The 21,520-nt window shown below is 59.2% G+C and carries 19 protein-coding genes, 1 tRNA gene and 1 pseudogene; 9 read left to right on the forward strand and 12 right to left on the reverse strand.

Annotated elements, in window-relative coordinates; genetic code table 11:
- Positions 1–63 precede the first annotated feature (63 nt).
- Positions 64–2,052 carry a U32 family peptidase gene (locus CKW18_RS23295; protein ID WP_095190945.1) on the forward strand — a complete coding sequence of 663 codons (1,989 nt, stop codon included), beginning with the start codon at positions 64–66 and terminating at the stop codon, positions 2,050–2,052.
- Positions 2,053–2,166: 114 nt separating this feature from the next.
- Here the strand turns inward: CKW18_RS23295 and CKW18_RS23300 are convergent.
- A tRNA-Gln gene (locus tag CKW18_RS23300) sits at positions 2,167–2,241 on the reverse strand.
- A gap of 318 nt (positions 2,242–2,559) precedes the next feature.
- On the opposite strand from CKW18_RS23300, the gene CKW18_RS23305 reads away from it, so the two are divergent.
- Entirely contained in the window at positions 2,560–3,588 is a 1,029-nt protein-coding gene (locus tag CKW18_RS23305) for an alpha/beta fold hydrolase (protein ID WP_095190946.1), read from the forward strand.
- Between the two features lie 56 nt (positions 3,589–3,644).
- Here the strand turns inward: CKW18_RS23305 and CKW18_RS23310 are convergent, their stop codons facing one another.
- From CKW18_RS23310 to CKW18_RS23335, 6 genes and pseudogenes are all read right to left on the reverse strand, one after another.
- Positions 3,645–4,001 (reverse strand): DUF6124 family protein, encoded by a 357-nt coding sequence (locus tag CKW18_RS23310; protein ID WP_095190947.1) that lies wholly within the window; start codon positions 3,999–4,001, stop codon positions 3,645–3,647.
- A gap of 119 nt (positions 4,002–4,120) precedes the next feature.
- Positions 4,121–4,486, reverse strand: coding sequence for a DUF6124 family protein (locus CKW18_RS23315; protein ID WP_007919069.1), 366 nt, complete (start codon positions 4,484–4,486; stop codon positions 4,121–4,123).
- A gap of 481 nt (positions 4,487–4,967) precedes the next feature.
- Positions 4,968–6,131: a hypothetical protein gene (locus CKW18_RS23320; RefSeq protein ID WP_095190948.1), complete on the reverse strand. Its 1,164-nt coding sequence runs from the start codon at positions 6,129–6,131 to the stop codon at positions 4,968–4,970.
- Between the two features lie 152 nt (positions 6,132–6,283).
- Positions 6,284–7,306: a GlxA family transcriptional regulator gene (locus CKW18_RS23325; RefSeq protein WP_095190949.1), complete on the reverse strand. Its 1,023-nt coding sequence runs from the start codon at positions 7,304–7,306 to the stop codon at positions 6,284–6,286.
- 135 nt (positions 7,307–7,441) lie between these two features.
- Complete coding sequence (locus tag CKW18_RS23330; protein WP_256587077.1) at positions 7,442–8,497, reverse strand: radical SAM protein; 1,056 nt, start codon at positions 8,495–8,497, stop codon at positions 7,442–7,444.
- 165 nt (positions 8,498–8,662) lie between these two features.
- Positions 8,663–9,112 (reverse strand): annotated as a pseudogene (locus tag CKW18_RS23335) (LysR substrate-binding domain-containing protein); the annotation flags it as partial.
- Positions 9,113–9,288: 176 nt separating this feature from the next.
- Between CKW18_RS23335 and CKW18_RS23340 the strand changes: the two are divergent.
- The 6 genes from CKW18_RS23340 to CKW18_RS23365 all read left to right on the forward strand — a co-directional run bounded on the left by CKW18_RS23340 (position 9,289) and on the right by CKW18_RS23365 (position 15,037).
- Complete coding sequence (locus tag CKW18_RS23340; RefSeq protein WP_095190950.1) at positions 9,289–9,690, forward strand: RidA family protein; 402 nt, start codon at positions 9,289–9,291, stop codon at positions 9,688–9,690.
- A 234-nt stretch (positions 9,691–9,924) separates the two neighbouring features.
- Positions 9,925–10,788, forward strand: a complete 864-nt coding sequence (locus tag CKW18_RS23345) for a putative selenate ABC transporter substrate-binding protein (protein WP_095190951.1) — start codon at positions 9,925–9,927, stop codon at positions 10,786–10,788.
- Positions 10,785–11,582: a phosphonate ABC transporter ATP-binding protein gene (locus CKW18_RS23350; protein WP_095190952.1), complete on the forward strand. Its 798-nt coding sequence runs from the start codon at positions 10,785–10,787 to the stop codon at positions 11,580–11,582. Before CKW18_RS23345 ends, CKW18_RS23350 begins: the two co-directional genes overlap by 4 nt.
- Positions 11,576–12,400, forward strand: coding sequence for an ABC transporter permease (locus CKW18_RS23355; protein WP_095190953.1), 825 nt, complete (start codon positions 11,576–11,578; stop codon positions 12,398–12,400). Before CKW18_RS23350 ends, CKW18_RS23355 begins: the two co-directional genes overlap by 7 nt.
- Positions 12,397–13,164, forward strand: a complete 768-nt coding sequence (phnE, locus tag CKW18_RS23360) for a phosphonate ABC transporter, permease protein PhnE (RefSeq protein ID WP_095190954.1) — start codon at positions 12,397–12,399, stop codon at positions 13,162–13,164. The genes CKW18_RS23355 and phnE overlap by 4 nt, the downstream gene beginning before the upstream one ends.
- Positions 13,165–13,357: 193 nt before the next feature.
- Complete coding sequence (locus CKW18_RS23365) at positions 13,358–15,037, forward strand: MFS transporter (protein WP_095190955.1); 1,680 nt, start codon at positions 13,358–13,360, stop codon at positions 15,035–15,037.
- Between the two features lie 43 nt (positions 15,038–15,080).
- On the opposite strand, the gene CKW18_RS23370 is transcribed toward CKW18_RS23365, so the two are convergent.
- The 5 genes from CKW18_RS23370 to CKW18_RS23390 form a co-directional block, all read right to left on the reverse strand.
- Positions 15,081–15,311 (reverse strand): hypothetical protein, encoded by a 231-nt coding sequence (locus tag CKW18_RS23370; RefSeq protein WP_047302112.1) that lies wholly within the window; start codon positions 15,309–15,311, stop codon positions 15,081–15,083.
- The gene (locus CKW18_RS23375) at positions 15,308–16,237 is read right to left on the reverse strand and encodes a catalase family peroxidase (RefSeq protein ID WP_256587078.1); all 930 of its coding nucleotides are present in this window, start codon (positions 16,235–16,237) and stop codon (positions 15,308–15,310) included. Before CKW18_RS23375 ends, CKW18_RS23370 begins: the two co-directional genes overlap by 4 nt.
- A 98-nt stretch (positions 16,238–16,335) precedes the next feature.
- A complete protein-coding gene (locus tag CKW18_RS23380) occupies positions 16,336–17,793 on the reverse strand; it encodes an aldehyde dehydrogenase family protein (protein WP_095190970.1) in 1,458 nt (485 codons plus the stop codon).
- A gap of 19 nt (positions 17,794–17,812) precedes the next feature.
- Positions 17,813–19,324 carry a GMC family oxidoreductase gene (locus CKW18_RS23385; RefSeq protein ID WP_095190957.1) on the reverse strand — a complete coding sequence of 504 codons (1,512 nt, stop codon included), beginning with the start codon at positions 19,322–19,324 and terminating at the stop codon, positions 17,813–17,815.
- A 116-nt stretch (positions 19,325–19,440) separates the two neighbouring features.
- On the reverse strand, positions 19,441–20,370 hold the full coding sequence (locus CKW18_RS23390; RefSeq protein ID WP_095190971.1) for a LysR family transcriptional regulator: 930 nt from the start codon (positions 20,368–20,370) through the stop codon (positions 19,441–19,443).
- Positions 20,371–20,576: 206 nt separating this feature from the next.
- Here CKW18_RS23390 and CKW18_RS23395 point away from each other — a divergent pair, with 206 nt between their 5' ends.
- The gene (locus CKW18_RS23395) at positions 20,577–21,512 is read left to right on the forward strand and encodes a LysR substrate-binding domain-containing protein (protein WP_095190958.1); all 936 of its coding nucleotides are present in this window, start codon (positions 20,577–20,579) and stop codon (positions 21,510–21,512) included.
- Positions 21,513–21,520 lie beyond the last annotated feature (8 nt).

Genomic DNA, 21,520 nt, shown 5'->3' on the forward strand with positions numbered 1-21,520 from the left:
TGCCGGGCGCGCGTTTCGCGGGTAGAATGCGCGCCTAACCGTGACAGCCTGACTAAAAAAACTATGTCCTTGCCCAAGCATCACCTGGAATTGCTCAGCCCTGCCCGCGATGTGGCCATCGCCCGTGAGGCCATCCTGCACGGCGCCGACGCCGTGTACATCGGCGGCCCGAGCTTCGGCGCGCGCCACAACGCCTGCAACGAAGTCGGCGAAATCGCCGAACTGGTGGAGTTCGCCCGCAAGTATCACGCGCGCATCTTCACCACCATCAACACCATCCTGCACGACAACGAACTGGAGCCGGCGCGCAAGCTGATCCATCAATTGTACGACGCTGGTGTCGATGCGCTGATCGTTCAGGATCTGGGCGTGATGGAGCTGGACATTCCGCCGATCGAGCTGCACGCCTCGACCCAGACCGACATCCGCACGCTGGAGCGGGCGAAGTTCCTCGACCAGGCCGGTTTCTCGCAACTGGTACTGGCCCGTGAGCTGAACCTGCAAGAAATCCGCGCCATCGCCGATGAAACCGATGCTGCTATCGAGTTCTTCATCCATGGCGCGTTGTGCGTGGCGTTCTCCGGCCAGTGCAACATTTCCCACGCGCAGACCGGGCGCAGCGCCAACCGTGGCGACTGCTCCCAGGCCTGCCGCTTGCCGTACACCCTCAAAGATGAAAAGGGTGGCGTGATCGCCTACGAAAAACACCTGCTGTCGATGAAAGACAACAACCAGAGCGCCAACATCCGCGCCCTGGTTGAAGCCGGCGTGCGTTCGTTCAAGATCGAAGGTCGCTACAAGGACATGGGCTATGTGAAGAACATCACCGCCTACTACCGCCAGCGCCTCGACGACGTGCTCGAAGATCGTCCGGATCTGGCCCGCGCCTCCAGCGGCCGCACCGCGCACTTCTTCCTGCCGGACCCGGAAAAGACGTTCCACCGTGGCAGCACCGATTACTTCGTCACCGATCGCAAGATCGACATCGGCGCGTTCGATTCGCCGACCTTCACCGGTCTGCCGGTGGGTACGGTCGAAAAAGTCGGCAAGCGAGACATGCAGGTCGTGACCCGGGAGCCGCTGTCCAACGGCGACGGCTTGAACGTGCTGGTCAAGCGTGAAGTGGTCGGTTTCCGCGCCAACATTGCCGAGCCGAAAGGTGAGTTCGAAGAAGACGGCGAGAAGCGCTACCGCTATCGCGTCGAGCCTAACGAAATGCCCGAAGGCCTGTTCAAGCTGCGCCCGAACCACCCGTTGAATCGTAACCTCGACCACAACTGGCAACAGGCGCTGCAAAAGACTTCCTCCGAACGCCGTGTAGCGTTGAGCTGGTTCGCACGCTTGCGTGAAGAGCAGCTGGAAATCACCGCCACCAGCGAAGAAGGCATCAGCGCCAGCGTCACCCTCAACGGCCCGTTCGGCGTTGCCAACAAGCCGGAGCAGGCGCTGGAGCAACTGCGCGATCTGCTCGGCCAGCTCGGCACCACGCAGTACCACGCCACCGACATCAAACTGGATGCGCCGCAGGCCTTCTTCATCCCTAACTCGCAGCTCAAATCCCTGCGCCGTGAAGTGATCGAAGCGCTGACTGCCGCCCGTGTTGCCGCGCATCCGCGTGGCAGCCGTAAAGCCGAGACCAGCCCACCGCCGGTGTACCCGGATTCGCACCTGACGTTCTTGGCCAACGTGTACAACCAGAAGGCCCGCGATTTCTACCACCGTCACGGCGTGAAGTTGATCGACGCGGCGTACGAAGCGCACGAAGAGCCAGGCGAAGTGCCGGTGATGATCACCAAGCACTGCCTGCGCTTCTCCTTCAACCTGTGCCCGAAACAGGCCAAAGGCGTGACCGGCGTGCGCACCAAAGTGGCGCCGATGCAGTTGATCCACGGCGATGAAGTGCTGACGCTGAAGTTCGACTGCAAGCCGTGCGAGATGCACATCATCGGCAAGATGAAGGGCCACATCCTCAACCTGCCGCAACCGGGCAGCGTGGTCGGCCACATCAGCCCCGAAGACCTGATGAAAACCATCCCGCGCGCACCGCATTGATTGGTTAGCGAGTACGGTGCTGCGGCGCCGTACTCGCCCGCCCTTCTGCGCAGAAGCCAAATTGCAGGCATAAAAAAACGCCAACTTCTTGCGAAGTTGGCGTTTTTTCGAATATGGCAGGGGCGGCTGGATTCGAACCAACGCATGGCAGGATCAAAACCTGCTGCCTTACCGCTTGGCGACGCCCCTACTGCTCTGTCCAGCGCCTCTGTGAGGTTCGCTGTGAGAACGGGGCGAAATTTACCAACATTCCTTTCGTTTGTGAAGCACGAAATGAAATATTTTTTGTTTTAAAACAGCGACTTATTATTTTTGACCGATTCAGGCCAAGGATCAGCCTGTTTCGCGGTGTGTATCACACTGTGTACGAAGCCCGCCGCGACACAGCGCCTTTCAACAAAGCCTCGATTCGACACAGGCCAGATACGTCCCTGCGCTCAAATGCACCCAAGGTTTGAAGGGTTCATTCCCAACCCTTGGCCAAAGGTTCGCACAGGAGACGTCACCATGAAGATGGCACTGCACACCCGCAAAAGCGCTTTCGGACTTTCGATTCTGGCGCTGTCGCTGTTCGGCACTTTTGGCGTGGCTCAGGCACAAACCACTGAACCTGCGGCGCTCAGCTATTCTGCGCCCTCGCCCTTCGGCCCGCTCAAGCATGTGAAGGCCGGCGTGCTGGATGTCGCCTACGCTGAAACCGGCCCCGTCGATGGCCCGGTGGTGATTCTGTTGCACGGTTGGCCCTACGACATCCACAGCTACGACGAAGTCGCGCCGTTGCTGACGGCCAAGGGTTATCGCGTATTAATGCCGTATGCGCGCGGTTATGGCGATACGCAGTTCCTCTCCAAAGACACCCTGCGCAATGGCCAACCCGCGGCGCTGGCCAGCGACGTCATCGATTTCATGGATGCGCTGAAGATCAAGCAAGCGGTGCTTGGCGGCTATGACTGGGGCGCACGCTCGGCGGACATTGTTTCGGCGTTGTGGCCAGAACGCGTGAAGGCACTGGTGTCGGTCAGCGGCTATTTGATCGGCAATCAGGCCGCCGGCCAGAACCCGCTGCCACCCAAGGCGGAATTGCAGTGGTGGTATCAGTTCTACTTCGCCACCGACCGTGGCCGCGCCGGTTACGCGAAGAACACCCACGACTTCGCCAAGCTGATCTGGCAAACGGCGTCACCGCAGTGGAAATTCGATGACGCCACGTTCGACCGCTCCGCCAAAGCGCTGCAGAACCCCGATCACGTCGACATCACCGTGTTCAACTACCGCTGGCGCCTGGGCCTGGTGCAGGGCGAAGCGAAATACGCGGCGCTGGAGCAGAAACTGGCCACCGCGCCGTCGATCAGCGTGCCGACCATTACTCTGGAAGGCGATGCCAACGGCGCACCGCACCCGGCGCCTGAAGACTACGCCAAGCGCTTCACCGGCAAGTACCAGTTCCGCTTGATCAACGGCGGGATTGGCCACAACTTGCCGCAGGAAGATCCGCAGGCGTTTGCCAAGGCTGTGATCGACGCCGATCACCTGTAGAAACAAAAAAAGCAGTCAGCCGCGAAGGCTGACTGCTTGATCATTAACGTGAGCGACTACTCGGTTGGCACAACAAGATCCAACGCCTTATTGACTGCCAACTCTCCCAACATGACCACTTGCGCAATACCCAGAAGCGTATGGCGGTTTGATCCCTCCAGTACGCTGGCAAAATTGCCGAGCATGACCGACGCGGACGCCAACGACCCGCAAGCATTGGTCAGCAACGACTCGGTGTCTGCTTGCGGGTTGGCCATGAACAGAGCGTTTGGGGTATAGGGTTCGGCCATGATCGCGGCAGGCAACAGGTAATGGTCGAGCGCACGTTCTGCCGCTTCGTGCAGTTTTCTTGAATTGGGCGATGCGTACGGGGACACCAGGTCGGTGACCGGTGTTTCGGGTGGCTGAGACATCAGCTGAAACTCCAGACAAGAACCGCTTCAGGTTCTTTGATAGAAGGCGTGAAGCGTCGCGATCGCGGACGCTTCCGTGCAAATGAGGGAGCAAGCCCCCTCACCCATCTGCATCGCGACTAGTGCGGCAAGCGCTGGTTATCCAGGACTCGGCCGACTACCAACTCACTGAGCATGATCACCTGTTGCAGGATCAGCATCTTTTTGCGCTGTGAAGGGTCAATCGAATCGGCGAGTTCCCGGGCCATGTCAGTGGCGGAGGACAATGTTTCAGTGGCTTCGACGAGCAGGGTTTCGTTATCTACTGTGGGGTCGATCAGGTAGATCTTGCCGGTCTTGCGGGTGGGTATTGAAGTCTTCAGCGCGGAAGGATTGAGGTAGAAGTTGATCGCGCGGTCGGTGGCCTCTTTGATGTTTTGAGGTTCGAGCGCGGCGTCGTAGGGGATCGGATCGGTTTCTGGTGGGTTCGGCGTAATTTTGAACATAGATGACACTCGCTTAGCAAAAAATAAGGAGCCATCACTCGCGCTACCAAACGAGGGTGGTGACCATTGCGCGGGTTGGTAGACCGGTCTAAGCGAGTAAACCCCGGCGCTCCCGAAAGAGCCCCACGCATGGCCACCATATAAAACCGAGCCCCGAAAAGAGACTGCATATAGCGGCGCATTACGCTTAGAAGACGGGCTACCAAACCCGATCACTGTTTTGCAGTGACAGGGAAACGATACAGCCCGCCTCAAGGCGCGTAAGCCGGCGGATTCTGGCGTACGCGTAGGCAACGGCGCAAGGTGTTGTAGCCGTTATGGCGTAACAGTGCGTGTAAGTTAAACGTGTGTGCGGAATGATGTTTAAGCACTGTGACCGAAGTACTGAATCACTCGTAAAGGGCCGCGCAGTCGCCTAATCAAAGGTGTTTCCCAAGCCCCCGAAAAGGCTTGGGTACCCGCGCTTACGAGCGGCCGAGGATCAGGGCACAGGTTGAGTCTCGAGGGGTTTCAGCAGGTCGCCTGACAGGATCTCAAAGATGCAAAACTCATCAGGGTCCCGGGAGGTGTCGGCCTTGATCCTCGCAAGACGTTTCGCAATGTTCGCCGCCTGTACCTCGCCGACCTCAAATTCCTCGACGAGTATATATTCGAGCGGAGTTTGCCCATCAGACCTATAGGCATGCTCGACAGCCGTTTCGAAAAGCATCATATCTGGCTGCCGCTTGATTTCCTCACAGACTGCGTCCAAAGGATAATCATCCAGAGATCTGATGAGGTGGCTATAGATATCCACTAGCTCACCCAGCAACGCAATCGATTGAGGATAGCTAGCGTTATACCAGGGTCTGTCTGTATCCAGGGAATAGGTAATTCCGTTACAGATAATCTGTAGCGGGTCCTTTCGATGCAAGCCTGCGTTATGAACTGTGTTCCGGCAGGCACCCAAGAATTGGATGATGTTCTTATCGTGGTTGATGTTCCGCCCGTACTTCTGCTCGTCGACCATCTTGTAAAGCGCATTGATCTTGTCCGGGATAGATCGGTGAGGACCTCGCACCTCCAGAATTTCGTTCAGGTACTTCGACCTATCCTCGTCCGAGTTCGATTCGCCATGTCGCTTGAGCAGCTTGCTGACTTTATCCTTCCGGCTTTTTTCGTAATCCGCCTCAAGCGTCTCGGCATAGCCGCCGTAGAGCTTCGTAATCCAGTGTTCGAAGCAGGAAAACGCCGAAACCGTGAAGTCCAGCATCAAGCTCCCCACCATTCCATTGATACGATCGGAGAAAAGCGCACTGATATCGGACAACGACGCTTTGAAATCCTCATGCTCCAGAGCGGCCCCCTTGCCATCGACCTGTACACGAGGTGTCAAATGTTGCTCCTCCAGCATCTCAACCACCAATTCGGGGCACAAGTGTCTCGCAGCGGTGTTGGACAATTCCTCATTCATCATGAAAACGATCGGCAGGTCGCATACATCCCTGAGGTGCGAGTAGTAGTTGTGCACCATAAAGAACGGCAGGCGGTTCTTGTTGATCTGGTAATTGCCGCGCAGCGTGTGCTTTTCCAAAATAATGGCCTTGTTTTTCAAGGCCAAGAAGGCAGCAATTATCAGTTTATGATTGCTATCGAAGGTACTCATCTGAACTCCTGTTCTAGATTGCTCATGGTTGACTTATTGCGTGGATCAGGCGACCCGCAATCAGCCAAGGCATTGTGACATCACTTTTGGGATGTACGCCACCGACTGCGTCAGCTGTCCCTCCGGTAAAGGCCCCCAACACGGCATTAAAGCTATTTGACCAGCCGTTTTTCTTTGGAAGGTCTGTAGCCGAAATATGAGCTGTAGCATTTGCTGAAATGGCTTGGGGAAACGAAGCCGCACGCTACGAGCACTTCCACTTGTGACAGCTCCGTGTGTTGCAGCAAACGCCGTGCTTCGGTGATGCGCAGTTCCAGGTAATAGCGCTGCGGCGTGGTGCCCAGTTGTTCCTTGAACAAGCGCTCCAACTGGCGACGTGACCGTCCGGCGTACACCGCCAGTTGCTCCAGCTCCAGCGGTTCCTCCAGATTGGCATCCATCAGCTTCACCACTTCACGCAACGGCGCACTGACGCAGATGTTTTCATCCGGTTTGATCCGTCGATACCGCGACTCTTCAAACGCCAGAATATCTTCGATGCCCTCGACCAACGCCTTGCCGTGCAAGCCTTTGATCCAGTCCAGCGCCATGTGGAACGCCCCGGACGGACTCGACGCCGTGAGCCGGTCGCGATCAATCACATAAGGCTCGCTGCTGACTTGCGTGGATTTGGCAATTTCGGTGAGCGCCGGACGATGTTCCGGGTGGATCGCGCAGCGATAGCCATCGAGTAATCCGGCGCGCCCGAGAAACCAAGCGCCATTCCACAAACCGGCGAGCGACACGCCCCGCTCCGCCGCCGTGCGCAACAAGCTGATCAACTCATCCGTCGCCTTCAGTTCGGTGCGATAACCGCCACACACCACCAGCAGATCCAAATCGTGGAGCGCAGCCGGATCAATCCGTGCATCCGGGCGAATGACCAGGCCCAAATCGCTGACGACCTCATCGTCACCCAAGCCGAACGTACGCGAAGCAAACAGCTCTGCACGCAACAGATTGGCGGTGATGATCGTGTCCAGCGCTTGGGTGAAGGCCGGCAGTGAAAAGTGTTCGAGCAGCAGGAAACCGGTGCGGGTCACGCGGCTGTCAGTGGATTGCTCATTCAGATAGCGGAGGTTTTTCCCCTTCATGCCTCCGCTGAATTGGCGTCGTTCGATCAAGGTCGGGTCCATCGGTCATGTTGTTATCCGCCGATAGTTGGCCTGTTCTGCGCCAGAGTCAATCGCGCTGCTGACATTGAAAATGATCCGATGGCCAAATGTTCTGACACTTGGCTATCGAACCCTCTGCAGTCATGCCGAGATCGTTCAAACCTCTGAAAACACACCAGCGCCCAATCGCCCTTCCAGACGGCCGAACAGCACATAGTGATGATAGGCACTGGCGAAGGCGCCGGTGGAAACAGCAGCGCGGACGTCTTCGTTCAATTGAAAATACTGCTCTTCATCGAAGTTTTCCGCACTGACTTCGCCGGCCCGGCCAAGTCGCTCGCTCTCGATGGGCTGATCAAGAATGATGCGTCGCTGGAAATCAATGATGCGATTGACCGCATGCTTTTCCAGCACCCCTTGGTTGGGGTACATCGCGTAGACATGCAGGCCCTTGCTGGCGCAACGGTCGCACATGTCGGCGCAGTTTTCCTGTGTGGATTTTCGCCGGGTCAGTTCATCGAGCGGCATATCGAGGTATTTGCCCACCTGATATTCGGATTGATTGAACACTGCGCAGCACAGAACCGTATTGCCGCTGCAGTCAATCACCAGCCAGTTGTCTTTGAGCGTGCACGCCTCTCGGGGGAAGTGCTGGACCATGTTGATCAGGTCCGCGTAAGGCGGTAACGCGAGCCTTTTCAAGGTTTCGTGGTCAGTGTCCGTCACCGATGGGTCGTGCTCGACAATGGCCAGGGTCTTTTCCAGCGGCATCATCACCGAGTAACCGGTGCTGAACTTGAAGCCGAGGCGCTCGCTGAACTCGCGCATCAAGCCTTCTTCTTCCATGTTGTCGAGGTAGCGGTGATAGTAAACGTCGACCTCTGTCTGCAAATTAAACTGCTGCTTAATTTCATACAGTTTGATCATGTTCTGTTTGACAACTTCAATGTCACCACCGGCATGCCCCTTCGCGTAGGTTTCCTGATAAAACCCTGACAGCGAAACACGGAAGTAACCTGGCTGGGCCATCAAGGCCTTTTCCATGTTCTTGGCGAGATTGAGGTTAGTGCTGATGCCGCTCTTCATGCCGGCCGCATTGATAATCTCGATGAACTCGCCAATCTTTGGATGCACCAGTGGCTCAGTCCAGTTGTAGAGATAAATCTCGCGCACGCCTTCGCCTTTGGCTTTCTCGACGATCTGCCTGAACATGTCGATCTGCATGGACTATTTGAAATTCAGATTCTCCGAGTTACCCATCGGGCAGGATGGGCAACTCAAATTGCAGGCGCCAACGATATCGATGTACATATTCATGACGAGAGAAGCTCCTTGAGCGCTACGCTCTTCTGATCAACGCCGCAGGCCTTCGGGTTGTCAGGGGTGTTGGTTATTTGACGGCTTTGCATCCGTGCTAGCAATAACTCCACCAATCGCGCGGGCCGTCATCAACTCGACAATCCAATCGATAAACACTCGCAACTTCAGGCTGACATGCCGGTTCGGCGGGTAAGCCACATAGAGCGGCATCGGCTCAAGCTGCCAATCCTCGAACAACGGCATCAGCTCGCCCCTGGCTACGTGCGCATCGGACATGTAACGGGGTAGCCAAAGCACACCCATACCGGCCAGACCCGCCGCAAGGTAGGCATTGCCGTCATCGACCGCCAGCACATGGCGGCCCTTGATTTGCAGATGTTCGCTGTTGTTATGCAAGGCGTAAGGCACGGGCTTGCCGGTGCGTGCCCACAAGAAGCCGACCACCCGATGATGCGAGTCTTCCAGCGCTTGCGGATGCACCGGCGTGCCGGCGCGGGCCAGGCGGCTTTGGTAAAACTGCCGGCCTCGACTACCCGGGCAAATGCCTGCATTGCATCAAAACGGTCCATTACCCGGCTTCCGATTGTTTGGAATTTGCAAACAGTTAACGCCAAGCTTGCGCGTTTATCGCGCGCCTGCAAATCCCTAAAGTTGCTCCATCAACTCACTGATGGAGACACCCCATGACGCAGCGCGACGTTGTTTTCCCACCCGAACGCCGAACTCTTTACGAGCGCCATCGCTACTCGCCGGCGATCCGCTCCAACGGTTTTCTGTTTGTCTCGGGCCAGGTCGGCAGTACTGAGGACGGCACGCCGGAGCCAGATCTGCAGAACCAGGTGCGTCAGGCTTTCAATAACCTGAATACGATTCTCGACGAGGCCGGTTGCACGTTCGAGGATGTGGTCGACGTCACCCTTTTCATGGTTGATCCGCAATCGAAGTTCGAGACGATCTGGAATATCGTCGTCTCCGAATTCTGGGGCAACGCTCCCCACCCGACCGCGACGGCCATAGGCGTGACCTGGCTGTATGGTTTCGACTTCGAGATCAAGGTGATCGCCAAACTCCCCGAACAACACTGATTGCCCCTTGTAGGAGCTGCCGCAGGCTGCGATCTTTTGACTTTTAAAAACAAGATCAAAAGATCGCAGCCTGCGGCAGCTCCTACAGGTGAAACCTAACGCAAATATCGTGTGCTGGCCTTTAAACCCTCAAATGCGTATAACCTCGCCGTTTCGTCTAACCTGACTTTGCGCCCAGCCTCGACTGCACAACGGCGGCGCTTCGACTTTGACGCTCACGAAACGGAGAATTCCATGCTCAAACGAACCCTGGCACTGACGGCCGGCCTGGCCCTGTCCCTTTCCGCGCTGGCAGCGCAAGCCGCTGATGTGTTGCGGGTCAGCGCCATTCCCGATGAAGCCCCGACCGAACTGCTGCGCAAGTTCGAGCCATTGGGTGCTTATCTGGAGCAGCAATTGGGCATGAAGGTGCAGTTCGTCCCGGTGGCCGATTACCCGGCGGTGGTTGAAGCGCTGGCCACCGACCGTCTCGACATGGCCTGGCTGGGCGGTTTCACCTTCGTACAGGCGCGCCTGAAGACCGACGCCACTACCCCGGTGATCCCGCTGGTGCAGCGTGAGCAGGATGCACAGTTCACCAGCAAATTCATCACCGCCGACCCGAACGTCAAAAGCCTCGCCGACCTCAAAGGCAAGACTTTTGCCTTCGGTTCGGTATCGTCTACCTCCGGCAGTCTGATGCCGCGTTACTTCATGCTGAAAAATGACGGCATCAAGCCTGAAGCGTATTTCAGCCGCGTGGCCTATTCCGGCGCCCACGATGCCACCGTTGCCTGGGTGCAGGCCGGCAAGGTCGATGCAGGGGTTCTGAACGCCAGTGTCTGGCAGAAACTGGTGGATGCCGGCAAGGTCGACACCAACAAGGTCAAAGTCTTCGCCACCACCCCGACCTACTTCGATTACAACTGGACCGTGCGCGGCACGCTCGATCCAGCCCTGGCGGCGAAGATCAAGAAAGCCTTCCTTGATCTCGACCCGGCCAACCCTGAGCAGAAGAAGATCCTTGATCTGCAAGCCGCCAGCAAATTCATCGACACCAAGCCTGAGAACTACAAGGGCATCGAGGAAGCCGCCCGCGCTGCCGAACTGCTGAAATGACGCTACGCCTCACTCAAGGCAGCCTGCGCCACGCCAATGGAGTCGATGCCCTGCGCGGCGTCGACTTGCAGATTGGCGTCGGCGAACAAGTCGCGATCATCGGCCCGTCCGGGGCCGGTAAATCGAGTTTGCTCAACCTGCTGGCCACCGCACTGCGGCCCAGCAGCGGCGAGATCGAAGTGCTCGGCGAGCGCGCCTGGCATTTGTCTTCGCGACAACGACAACGGCTGCGTGCACGGATCGGTCTGGTGCATCAGGCGCCGCCGCTGCCATTGCGGCAGCGCGTGGTGACGGCGGTGCTGGCCGGCAAACTCGGGCAATGGAGCCTGCTGAAAAGCCTGATTAATTTGCTGCACCCACTGGATGTACCCGGCGCTCGGGCAGCATTGGCACGCCTGGATCTGGCCGACAAATTGTTCGCCCATTGCCAGCAACTGTCGGGCGGCCAATTGCAGCGCGTCGGCATTGCCCGCGTGCTGTATCAGGCACCGGAGATTCTGCTGGCTGACGAGCCGGTATCGGCGATGGACCCGGTCATGGCCGGGCACACGCTGTCGGTACTGTCACGCCATGCCCGCGAGCACAGCGTCACGCTGGTGGCGAGCCTGCATGCGGTGGACCTCGCGCTGTCGCACTTCCCGCGCATCATCGGCTTGCGTGACGGGCAGATTCTGTTCGACAGCCCTGCCGATCAAGTCAGCCACGACATGCTCGACGCACTGTACGCCAATGAACATCTGCAATCGCCACCCTCGGCAGTTGCGCCTTTGCCTGTGCAGATCCCACGATGCTGAAAGCCGATTCACGCGATCCTGCGGCGTGGCCGCGTCTGCTGCTGACGGTTTTGGCGATTGCGGTGCTGTGGCCGGGAATCCAACTCAGTGAGTTGAATTTGAGCGTGCTGTTGCCCGATAGCCAGAATGAAATGGGCCGGTTTGTCGCACAGTTCTGGCCGCCGGCACACGATGAAGCGTTTATGCAGTTGTTGTTCAAAGCCACGCTGCAAACCCTGGCGATAGCCACCGCCGGCATGGCGTTGGCATTGCTGTTGGCGGTACCTGCCGGCCTCCTGGCCAGTCGCGCCTTGTCGCTGTCTGCGGCTTCCCGGGGTGGCGTGCCGAATCGGCTCGGGCGTTTGTTGCGCTGGCCGATTCGCGGATTACTGATCTTCCTGCGCAGCGTGCCGGAGATTGTCTGGGCGTTGCTGTTTGTGCGTGCAGTCGGCCTCGGCCCGGCGGCGGGCGTGCTGGCGATTGCGATCACTTACAGCGGCATGCTCGGCAAGGTCTACGCAGAGATTTTCGAATCCACCAACCAACGCCCGGCGCATGCCCTGTTGCAATCGGGCAGTGGACGTCTGGCAGCTTTTGCCTACGGAATTTTGCCCAATGTCGGTGCAGAACTGCTCTCGTACACGGTCTATCGCTGGGAGTGCGCGATCCGCGCTTCGGTAGTGATGGGGTTTGTTGGTGCCGGTGGCCTGGGCCAGCAGATCGACCTGTCGATCCGCATGTTCGCGGGCGGTGAAGTCGCCAGCATTCTGCTGACCTTCCTGCTGCTGGTGCTGGTAGCCGATCAACTCAGCCGCTTGCTGCGCTGGAGGCTGACATGAACCGCCTGATCAATCTGTTGCTGATTGCTGGCATCGGCGTGGCCGTCGTCGCTTCGTTCATTTACTTAGGGCTCGACCTCGGAGAACTGGGCACTGCCACCAGCCTGAAACAGATGGGCGCGTACGTGCAGCGCTTTCTCAGCCCGGATCTGAGCGCCGATTACTTGAAAGCGATCCTCCATGGCTCGCTGGAAACCCTGGCCATGTCGGCCCTCGGCACCCTGCTGGCGGCAGTCTTCGGCATCGTCCTTGCCCTGCCCGCCGCCGGGCGTTTCGGCTGGCCGCTGCGTAGCGCCTCGCGCCTGCTGCTCAATGGCCTGCGGGCAATTCCGGAACTGGTCTGGGCCGCGCTGATGGTGCTCGCAGCCGGGCTCGGCCCGAACGCCGGCACCCTCGCCCTCGCCCTGCACACCACCGGCGTACTCGGCCGCCTGTTTGCCGAAGCGCTGGAAAACACCCCGCCGCAACCGGCCGAAGCGATCCGCTTGCAGGGTGGCAACCCTGTCCTCGCCTTCTGCTACGGCACCCTGCCCAACCTCGCCCCGCAACTGCTCGCCTACATCCTCTATCGTTGGGAAAACAACATTCGCATGGCCAGCGTGCTGGGTTTCGTCGGCGCGGGCGGTTTGGGCCAGATGTTGTATGTGAGCCTGAGCCTGTTTCAGGAGGCGCAGGCCAGTACGGTGATTCTGGCGATGCTGGTGCTGGTGTTTGCGGTGGACTGGTTGAGTGCGTGGAGCCGCCAGCGCTGGGTCAAGGCGTAGGTGCCAGTGCTGGCGAGTGGATATCTGCCAGAAGCTGATTATGCTTCAGGAAACCTCGCACACCGGCGAGGCGGTCAGACTGTGCAGGTTTCACGCGACAGCAATTGCGGCATACGCCACAAGGCCAGGGTGCAATAAAGCGGTATTGGGGGGACTCCGGCCTACAAAAAAACAAGCACGACGGAGTACACCCATGGCCACAATCGACACGACATCCTCAGGCAGTCCACCCCGTAGCGGCGGCATCACCAAGGAGGAGCGCAAGGTCATCTTCGCTTCGTCCCTCGGTACGGTATTCGAGTGGTACGACTTTTACCTCTATGGCTCACTGGCGGCGATCATCGCCAAACACTTTTTCGCCGGCGTCAACGAGACCACCGCGTTCATCTTTGCCCTGCTCGCCTTCGCTGCTGGATTCGCGGTACGGCCGTTCGGCGCCATCGTGTTTGGCCGGCTCGGCGACATGATCGGACGCAAACACACGTTCCTGATCACCATTGTGATCATGGGTGTGTCCACGGCCATCGTCGGTCTGCTGCCCGGCTACGCGACTATCGGTGTCGCCGCGCCTGTGATTCTGATCACTCTGCGGCTACTGCAAGGTCTGGCGCTGGGCGGTGAGTACGGCGGTGCAGCGACTTACGTGGCCGAACACGCGCCGCCGGGCAGACGTGGTTTCTTCACTTCATGGATTCAAACCACCGCCACCCTCGGCCTGTTCCTCTCGCTGCTGGTGATTCTGGCCTGCCGCACCGCGCTGGGCACCGAAGCGTTTGAAGCCTGGGGCTGGCGGATACCGTTCCTGCTGTCGATCCTGCTGCTGATTGTCTCGGTGTACATCCGCCTGCAACTGAGCGAGTCGCCGGTGTTCCAGAAAATGAAGGCTGAAGGCAAGGCGTCGAAGGCGCCGCTGACCGAGTCCTTCGCGCGCTGGGACAACCTCAAAGTGGTGATCATGTCGCTGCTCGGCGGCACCGCCGGGCAGGCGGTGGTCTGGTACACCGGGCAGTTCTATGCGCTGTTCTTTCTGTTGCAGACACTGAAAATCGACCCGCAAACCGCCAACCTGCTGATCGCCGGTTCGCTGCTGATCGGCACGCCGTTCTTCGTGATTTTCGGCAGCCTGTCCGACCGTATTGGCCGCAAGCCGATCATCATGGTCGGCTGCATTCTGGCGGCGCTGACCTACTTTCCGATCTTCCATGCGTTGACCCAGTACGGTAACCCCGACGTGTTCATCGCCCAGGAGAAAAACCCGGTCAAGGTGATCGCCAATTCCGATCAGTGCTCGTTCCAGTTCGACCCGGTGGGCAAGGCCAAATTCACCAGCTCCTGCGACGTGGCCAAGACCCTGCTGGCGAAACGGGCGATCCCGTATGAGAACGTAGAGGCCGAACCGGGCACCGTCGCGCAAGTGCGCATCGGCGACAAAGTCATCGAAAGTTTCGAGGGCAGCACCCTGCCCGCCGCTGACTTCAAGGCGCGTAACGATGCGTTTACCGCCAACCTGAGTGGCGCACTGAAGGAAGCGGGCTATCCAGAGAAAGCCGATCCGGCCAAAACCAATTACCCGATGGTCTTGCTCCTGCTGACCATTCTGGTGATCTACGTGACCATGGTGTACGGCCCGATTGCGGCGTGGCTGGTCGAGCTGTTCCCGACCCGCATCCGCTACACCTCGATGTCGCTGCCCTATCACATCGGCAATGGCTGGTTCGGCGGCTTCCTGCCGACCGTGGCCTTCGCGATGGTCGCGGCCACCGGGGATATTTATTACGGGCTGTGGTACCCGATCGTGATTGCGGTGATGACCGCGATACTCGGCACGTTCTTCCTGCCGGAAACCAAGGATCGCGACATTCTTAAGGACTGAGTCCAGTGCTCCGCCCTCTTGAACGGAGGGCGGAGCACAGACCCTAACGCAGCATCCAGCGTGACAGCAGTCGCGCACTCAACGGCAGCATCCAGTAGACCATGTTGAAAGAGATCAACCCGGCCACCACCACTTTGAACAGCCAACCCGGCCATTCCAGGTCTGCCAGTTCCAGCAGCGTCGCCAATCCCCATGGCATGCTCACCGTCAGCGGCAAGACGACCAACCATGACAACACCCACTGCTTCCAGCGAGCGCCTGTATTGCTACTCATGGTTGCTGTCGCCTGAATACCGCCCGTTGATAAATACGATCACGCGCCAGCGTCATCGGGTCGGCACTGAGGCTGATGCCGTCGAGCAAGCGCCCCGGGCTGAACGCCAGACGTTGCTGGGCGAGTTGCTGCGTTTCGGCCGGTTCCAGGGCATCAAGGCTGAAAATCCCCAGCTCAAGCTCCTCGTTCTGACGTGACCACGGGATTGAGCCATCTTCGACAACGTCTCCCGACGCTGCCAATTGCAGCACCAAGCGCATCTTCAACGAACCCTTGCTCAGTCGCGCGCTGATTTCCTCCTGCAGGTAATCAGCGGGCATCGCCGCCGCTTGGGCGTCACTCAATGATGGCAGCATGAGCAGTGGTTCGATGCGGTAACGGCCAATCAGCTGATCGCCATTGCGGTTGATGAACACCAACGCGTTAACACCGAAGTACTCGAGTGCCACATAGCTACGGGGTGCCGGTTTGGGCGCTTTCAGGAAATGCTCAGCCCGTGGATGGTTCGCCAGAAAGGTTTGCAGTGGCTGGGGATCCGGCGGTGTCGCGCCATTGGCGGCAATGCCTTGCAGAAAACTCAGAAAGTCTTCTGGCGTGGCCACCGGAAAGCCGTCGAACGAGTGCGCCACGATATCGGTGAACGCGCCGTTCGGCAGGGCAAAACGCACCGCCACCCCCTTAGGGCTCGCCATCGGATCGCCGTCAGCGGTAGCCGGTACGCCACTGAAGTTGGAGAACCGCAGCACCACCGGCACCGTTTGCCCTTGCAAGTGGGCTGCCCGGCTGATCGAGCCGGCGATGCGTGAAGCGGTGAATGTGCCGTTCACCAGCAGACCCTTGGCATGGGTTGCCCTGAATCCGGGGTGACGGCCGAACGTCGCAGTGAGCGCATCGAGCAACGCATCGTACAACCGCTCCTGGGGCATAGCGTTTTTCCTTGTTTCAGTGGCGAGCAGGACCGAGGACGTTGTCAGCGTCCCGGCCAGCACCGCCCCGATCATTAAGCGCTGCAATCGCATGGCGGTCATACCTGGCGCAGACCGGGATTGAGCGCGATGTGTTTGTACTCAATGAAGTCGTCCATGGCCGCCACCCCATTGAGCCGCCCCTGCCCCGATTGCTTGAAACCGCCCTCCTCGAACTCGTCGAACACCATGGCCCAGTCGTTGACCCAGACAGTGCCGGCCTCCAGCTCGCGTGCGACTCGCAGGGCGCGATCGACATCACGGGTCCAGACGCTGGCGGCCAGGCCGAACTCGCTGTTGTTGGCCAGTTCAATCGCCTCGGCCTCAGTGTCGAACACTTGCAATGTCAGCACCGGGCCGAAGGTTTCGCGCTGGACAATTGCCATGTGCTGATCACTGACGCGCAACAGCGTCGGCCGATAAAACGCGCCTTTGGCCAGCGGCCCCTCAGTGACCGGCCCGCCGCGCACGATGACTTGCGCACCGGCAGCCATCGCCTCCTCGACCACTTGGTTGACGCGTTGCACATTGGCTTTGTCGATCAACGGCCCCATCTCACTGACCGGATCCGCCGCCGGCCCCACGCGCACGGCCTCAAGGCGTGCAGCCAGACGTTCGATCAGCGCGGGCGCAATATCGCGCTGGACCAATAGCCGTGAACCGGTCATGCAGAACTGCCCGGCGAACACCGTCAGGGCCTTGAGCAAGACCGGCACCGTGACTTCAAGATCGGCATCGTTGAATACCAGCATCGGGGTCTTCCCGCCCAGCTCCAGACCGAAGCGTTTGAGGTGTTGCGCCCCCGCCGCCGAGATCGCCCGGCCGGTACCGGTGCTGCCGGTAAAGCTGATCACCGGCACCTTGGGGGACTCGACCAGATGGATGGAACCCGCCGCCCCCAGTTCGCTGAACAGATTGATGACCCCGCGAGGCAAAGACCGCGCCTCGCTCATGATTCGTGCCAATAGCGCGTTGGTCTGGGCGGTCTGCCCCGGCATTTTGACGATCGTGGTGCAACCGGCGGCCAGCGCCGGCGCCAACGATCGAATCATCAATACCACCGGTGAATTCCACGGCACGATGATGCCCGCCACACCCACGGCCTGGCGCAATACCATGGAAATCCTGCCGGGTTTCGGCTCTGCCGCTCGCCCATACTCGGCCCGCGTCATTGCCGCGTAATAGCGCAACTTGGACGGCACCATCCGCACTTCAAATTCGGCTTCAGGGCGGATCTTGCCGTTTTCCAGTGCCAACGTGTCGATCAGTTCTTCGGCATTGCGCTCGAAAGCGTCCGCCAACTCCAACAGCACCGTGGCGCGCAGGGTGCGGTCATCTTTCCACGATGTTTGTGCGAACGAGCGTAACGCCGCTTCAATGCCCTGCTGCGCTTCATGGGCACCGCCCTCGGCGTATCGCCCGATCCGCTCAGACGTCGCAGGGTCGATGGAGTCTTTGTAAATACCCGAATCGAGCCACAGGCCATCGATCCAGTTCAAAACCGGTGTGTTGTTCATAGTCATTAGAGACCTCAAGTCAGGCGTAGAGCGCGGCGATTTTTTCCGCAACGGCAATCACAGTGATGTTGGTGGCGACCGACGGCACATCCGGGAAGATCGATGCGTCGACCACGCGCAGCCCTTGCAGGCCAATGACACGAGCCTGTAAATCGACCACTGCGGCGGTATCACCGGGCTTGCCCATGGGCGCGGTTGAGGTCGGGTGGTGATACGTGTCCAGGCTCGCCCGCACGCTCGCCAACAGCGCTTCATCCGACTCATGGACCGCCCCCGGATTGAGCTCCGAGTGGATAAACGCGTTCAACGGCGCTGTGGCGCCGATTTTGCGCGCCAGGCGAATACCCTCCAGCAGACGCAGACGATCCTCAGGTTCGGCGAGGAAGTTCAGGTCAATATTGGGCGCCACCAGCGGATCACGACTCGCCAGCGTGACGCTGCCGCGCGATTGTGGCCGGGTGAGTGCGACCGCGAGCACGAAGCCGACACCGGTCGGACTCTGCTCGTGAGGAAACAGGTGCGTGGCGGTGATATGCAGATCAAGCTCACCTTTCTCGGCGCTGCGGCTGTGTGTCCACAGCTTGGCCCCGATGGCCGGTGATTGCCGACCGATCAAATCCGCACGGGTGGCATAGGCGTTGTAGTAGAACGGGTGATCCATCAAACGCTGACCCACCGGCAGATCCGCAACCAGCGGAATCTGCAAAGCGTCCAGATCAGCGGCAGGGCCAATGCCGGAGCGCAGCAGAATCGCCGCACTGCCATAACTGCCCGCGCACAGGATCACCTCACTGGCCAACCGTTGCGTGCCATCACTCATTTGTACGCCTATGGCACGCGGGCCCTCGAACAGCACTTTGTCGACCACACGGCTCGCCTGGATCTGCAGGTTGCTGCGCGCTCGCACCTGTTCAGTGAGATAGGCCATGCCGGTGTTGATGCGCACGCCGTCGACGATATTCATCGGATAGGGGCCGACGCCGTTGGCATCCGCGCCGTCAAAGTCATCAATGATCTTGTAGCCGTAAGCAAACGTGGCCTGAATAAACGCCCGCTGCATCGGTGTGACGTCCAGATTGCTCAGTTGCTTGACCGGCAGTGGCCCATCATGGCCATGCAAGTCGCTGGCACCACGGCTATGGCTCTCCAGTTTCTTGAAGGCGGGCAGTACGTCTTCATAACTCCACCCTGGCAGATCCCAGCGCTGAAAATCACTGGCACGGGCGCGGATCGCTACGGCACCGTTGATCGCCGAACTGCCCCCCAATACCTTGCCGCGCAAGGCACCGATGGGATGGTCGATGTAGCCGGGGCGGGTTTTGAAACCCCATTCGAACGCTGGGTCTGCGTTGGCTCCGACAATGTCGCTGCTGGCCACGAAGTCCGGATACTCGTTGGGTAAAAAGCTTTTGCCTGCCTCCAGCAGCAACACTTGACGCTGGTTGTTCTCACTGAGTCGGCGCGCCAGTACCGCGCCAGCCGAACCGCCGCCGACTATCACCACGTCGACTTTATCAAGGGTGTTATTCATGCATGTCTTCCCTGTCAGGCGCTCGAGATGGCGCCTTTCAGGGAAAGCTTAAGGAACGGCACGAAGGCCCATAAGCAGGCAAAAAGCGAATCGGCGTTTCGTTAATTCCGAACGACTCAGCCTGCTTGCCGCGCATGCGTGGCAAGCATCTGCTCCCACTCTGGCGGACTGCCGATCTGCTCAGTCAGAAAGCTCACCAAGGCGTGCAGCTTGGGCGATGCGCGCAGTGATTGCCGGTACACCGCCGAGATATTGCCACCGCGCGGAGCATAAGGCGCCAGCACCTCCTGCAACTCGCCGGCGACGATCGATTGTGCGGCCAGGAACGTTGGCAGAATCGCCAGGCCCATGCCTGCCTTGGCCGCTTCCATGAGTTGGTGAGCATTGTTGGTACGCAGTCGACAACGGACACGAAACGATTCCAGCGCATTGTTCACGGGCAAGGTCCACATGCCGTGCGGCTCGCGGTTCACGTAAAGCATCGCGAAGTGTCGGGACAGTTCCTGAGGGGTTTGCGGCGCGCCATGCGCCGCCAGATACTCAGGACTGGCGCAAATGATGTGGCGATTGGGCGTGATAGTTTTCGCCACCAGCGAGGAGTCTGGCAGTTCACCGATACGGATGGCCGCGTCGTAGCGCTCTTCGTGCAGATTGACATGGCGGTCGTCAAAATCGACGTCCAGTTGCAACTGCGGATAACGCACGGCGAACGACGACAGAATCGGCGTCAGATAACGAATACTGAACGCCATCGGCGCGGCGATTCGCAAGCTCCCGTGCAGGCTTGACTGGAACGTTTGAACGGCGCCTTCGGCGTCGTCGACATCCGCCAGGATACGCACACAGTACCGGTAGAACACCTCGCCCGATTCGGTCAGGCGCGCATGCCGGCCGCGCTCCAGCAAAATACTGCCCAAACGCTTTTCCAGTTGCTGAAGACGTTGACTGACCATCGATTTGGCAACGCCCATGCACCGCGCAGCTTCGGAAATACTGCCGGTGTCGACCACCGTCACGAAAGAATGCATCTCACAGAGTTTGTTCACGTTATAGATCCAGAGAAACAGCAAAAACTGCGCAGCCAGTGCGCAGGGCTGACGGTTCAGGCGGATGCCGAGGCGGTCATTCAAGGGCCGCAATTTAAAGCCCCGGCTGGCCGGCGCGGTAGTCGCAAAAAACGGGCTGCTGATTCCCATACAAGGGACGATCAGCCTTGTATAGTTGACGCCTTCTGACTGAATGGAATTCGACTGTGCTGGATCTCAATGACCTTCAGTACTTCGTTATGGTGGTGGACCACGGCGGTTTCGCGCCGACCGCACGTGCGCTGGGTATTCCCAAATCCAACCTGAGCCGGCGCATCGCGCACCTCGAAGAACGGCTGGGTGTGCGCCTGATCATCCGCAACACCCGAAACTTCTCGGTGACGGAACTGGGGCAGAGCTATTACGACCATTGCCGCGCCATGCTCAAAGAGGCCGAAGCCGCAGAAGCGGCAATCGCCATGACCCACTCCGAGCCGGGCGGCGTGCTGCGTGTCACCTGTCCGACTGCGCTGCTAGAGGAATGCGTTGGCGCAATCATCACGCGGTTCATGGCCATGCACCCGCGCATGGAAGTGCATCTGGAAGCCAGTGATCGTCAGGTCGATGTGGTTGCCGAAGGCGTAGATCTGGCGTTGAGGGTTCGCCCCTTGCCGCTTCAGGACTCCAATCTGGTCAGCCGCGTCATGTCGCAACGGCCACAGTGCCTGGTTGCCAGTCCAGCGCTTTTGAACCGTTTGGGCACACCCGACGGACCGGAAGATCTAGCGCGCTTTCCCAGCGTTCATCACGGCAGCCCACAACGCGATTACAGCTGGACGCTGTTCCATGAAGATGGCCGCGAATTCACCCTGCAACACCGACCGCAGCTCATTACCAAAGGCCTGCCGATGTTGCGTTGCGCGGCTATCGACAGCATCGGCGTCGCACAGATGCCCATGTCACTGGTACACGACTACATCGAACGCGGGGAACTGGCCGTGGTTTTGCCGCACTGGACACCCCGAACAGAAATGATTCACGCCGTATTTGCGACACGGCAAGGGATGCTGCCGTCAACGCGGTTACTGCTCGATTTCATGCTTGAGCAGTTTCGTCTGCTGGATGATCCGCTGCGAGGCATGAGAAACACGCCGCTGGCCTGAAATACCGC

The sequence above is a fragment of the Pseudomonas sp. Irchel 3E19 genome (assembly GCF_900187585.1).
Taxonomy (GTDB): domain Bacteria; phylum Pseudomonadota; class Gammaproteobacteria; order Pseudomonadales; family Pseudomonadaceae; genus Aquipseudomonas; species Aquipseudomonas baetica.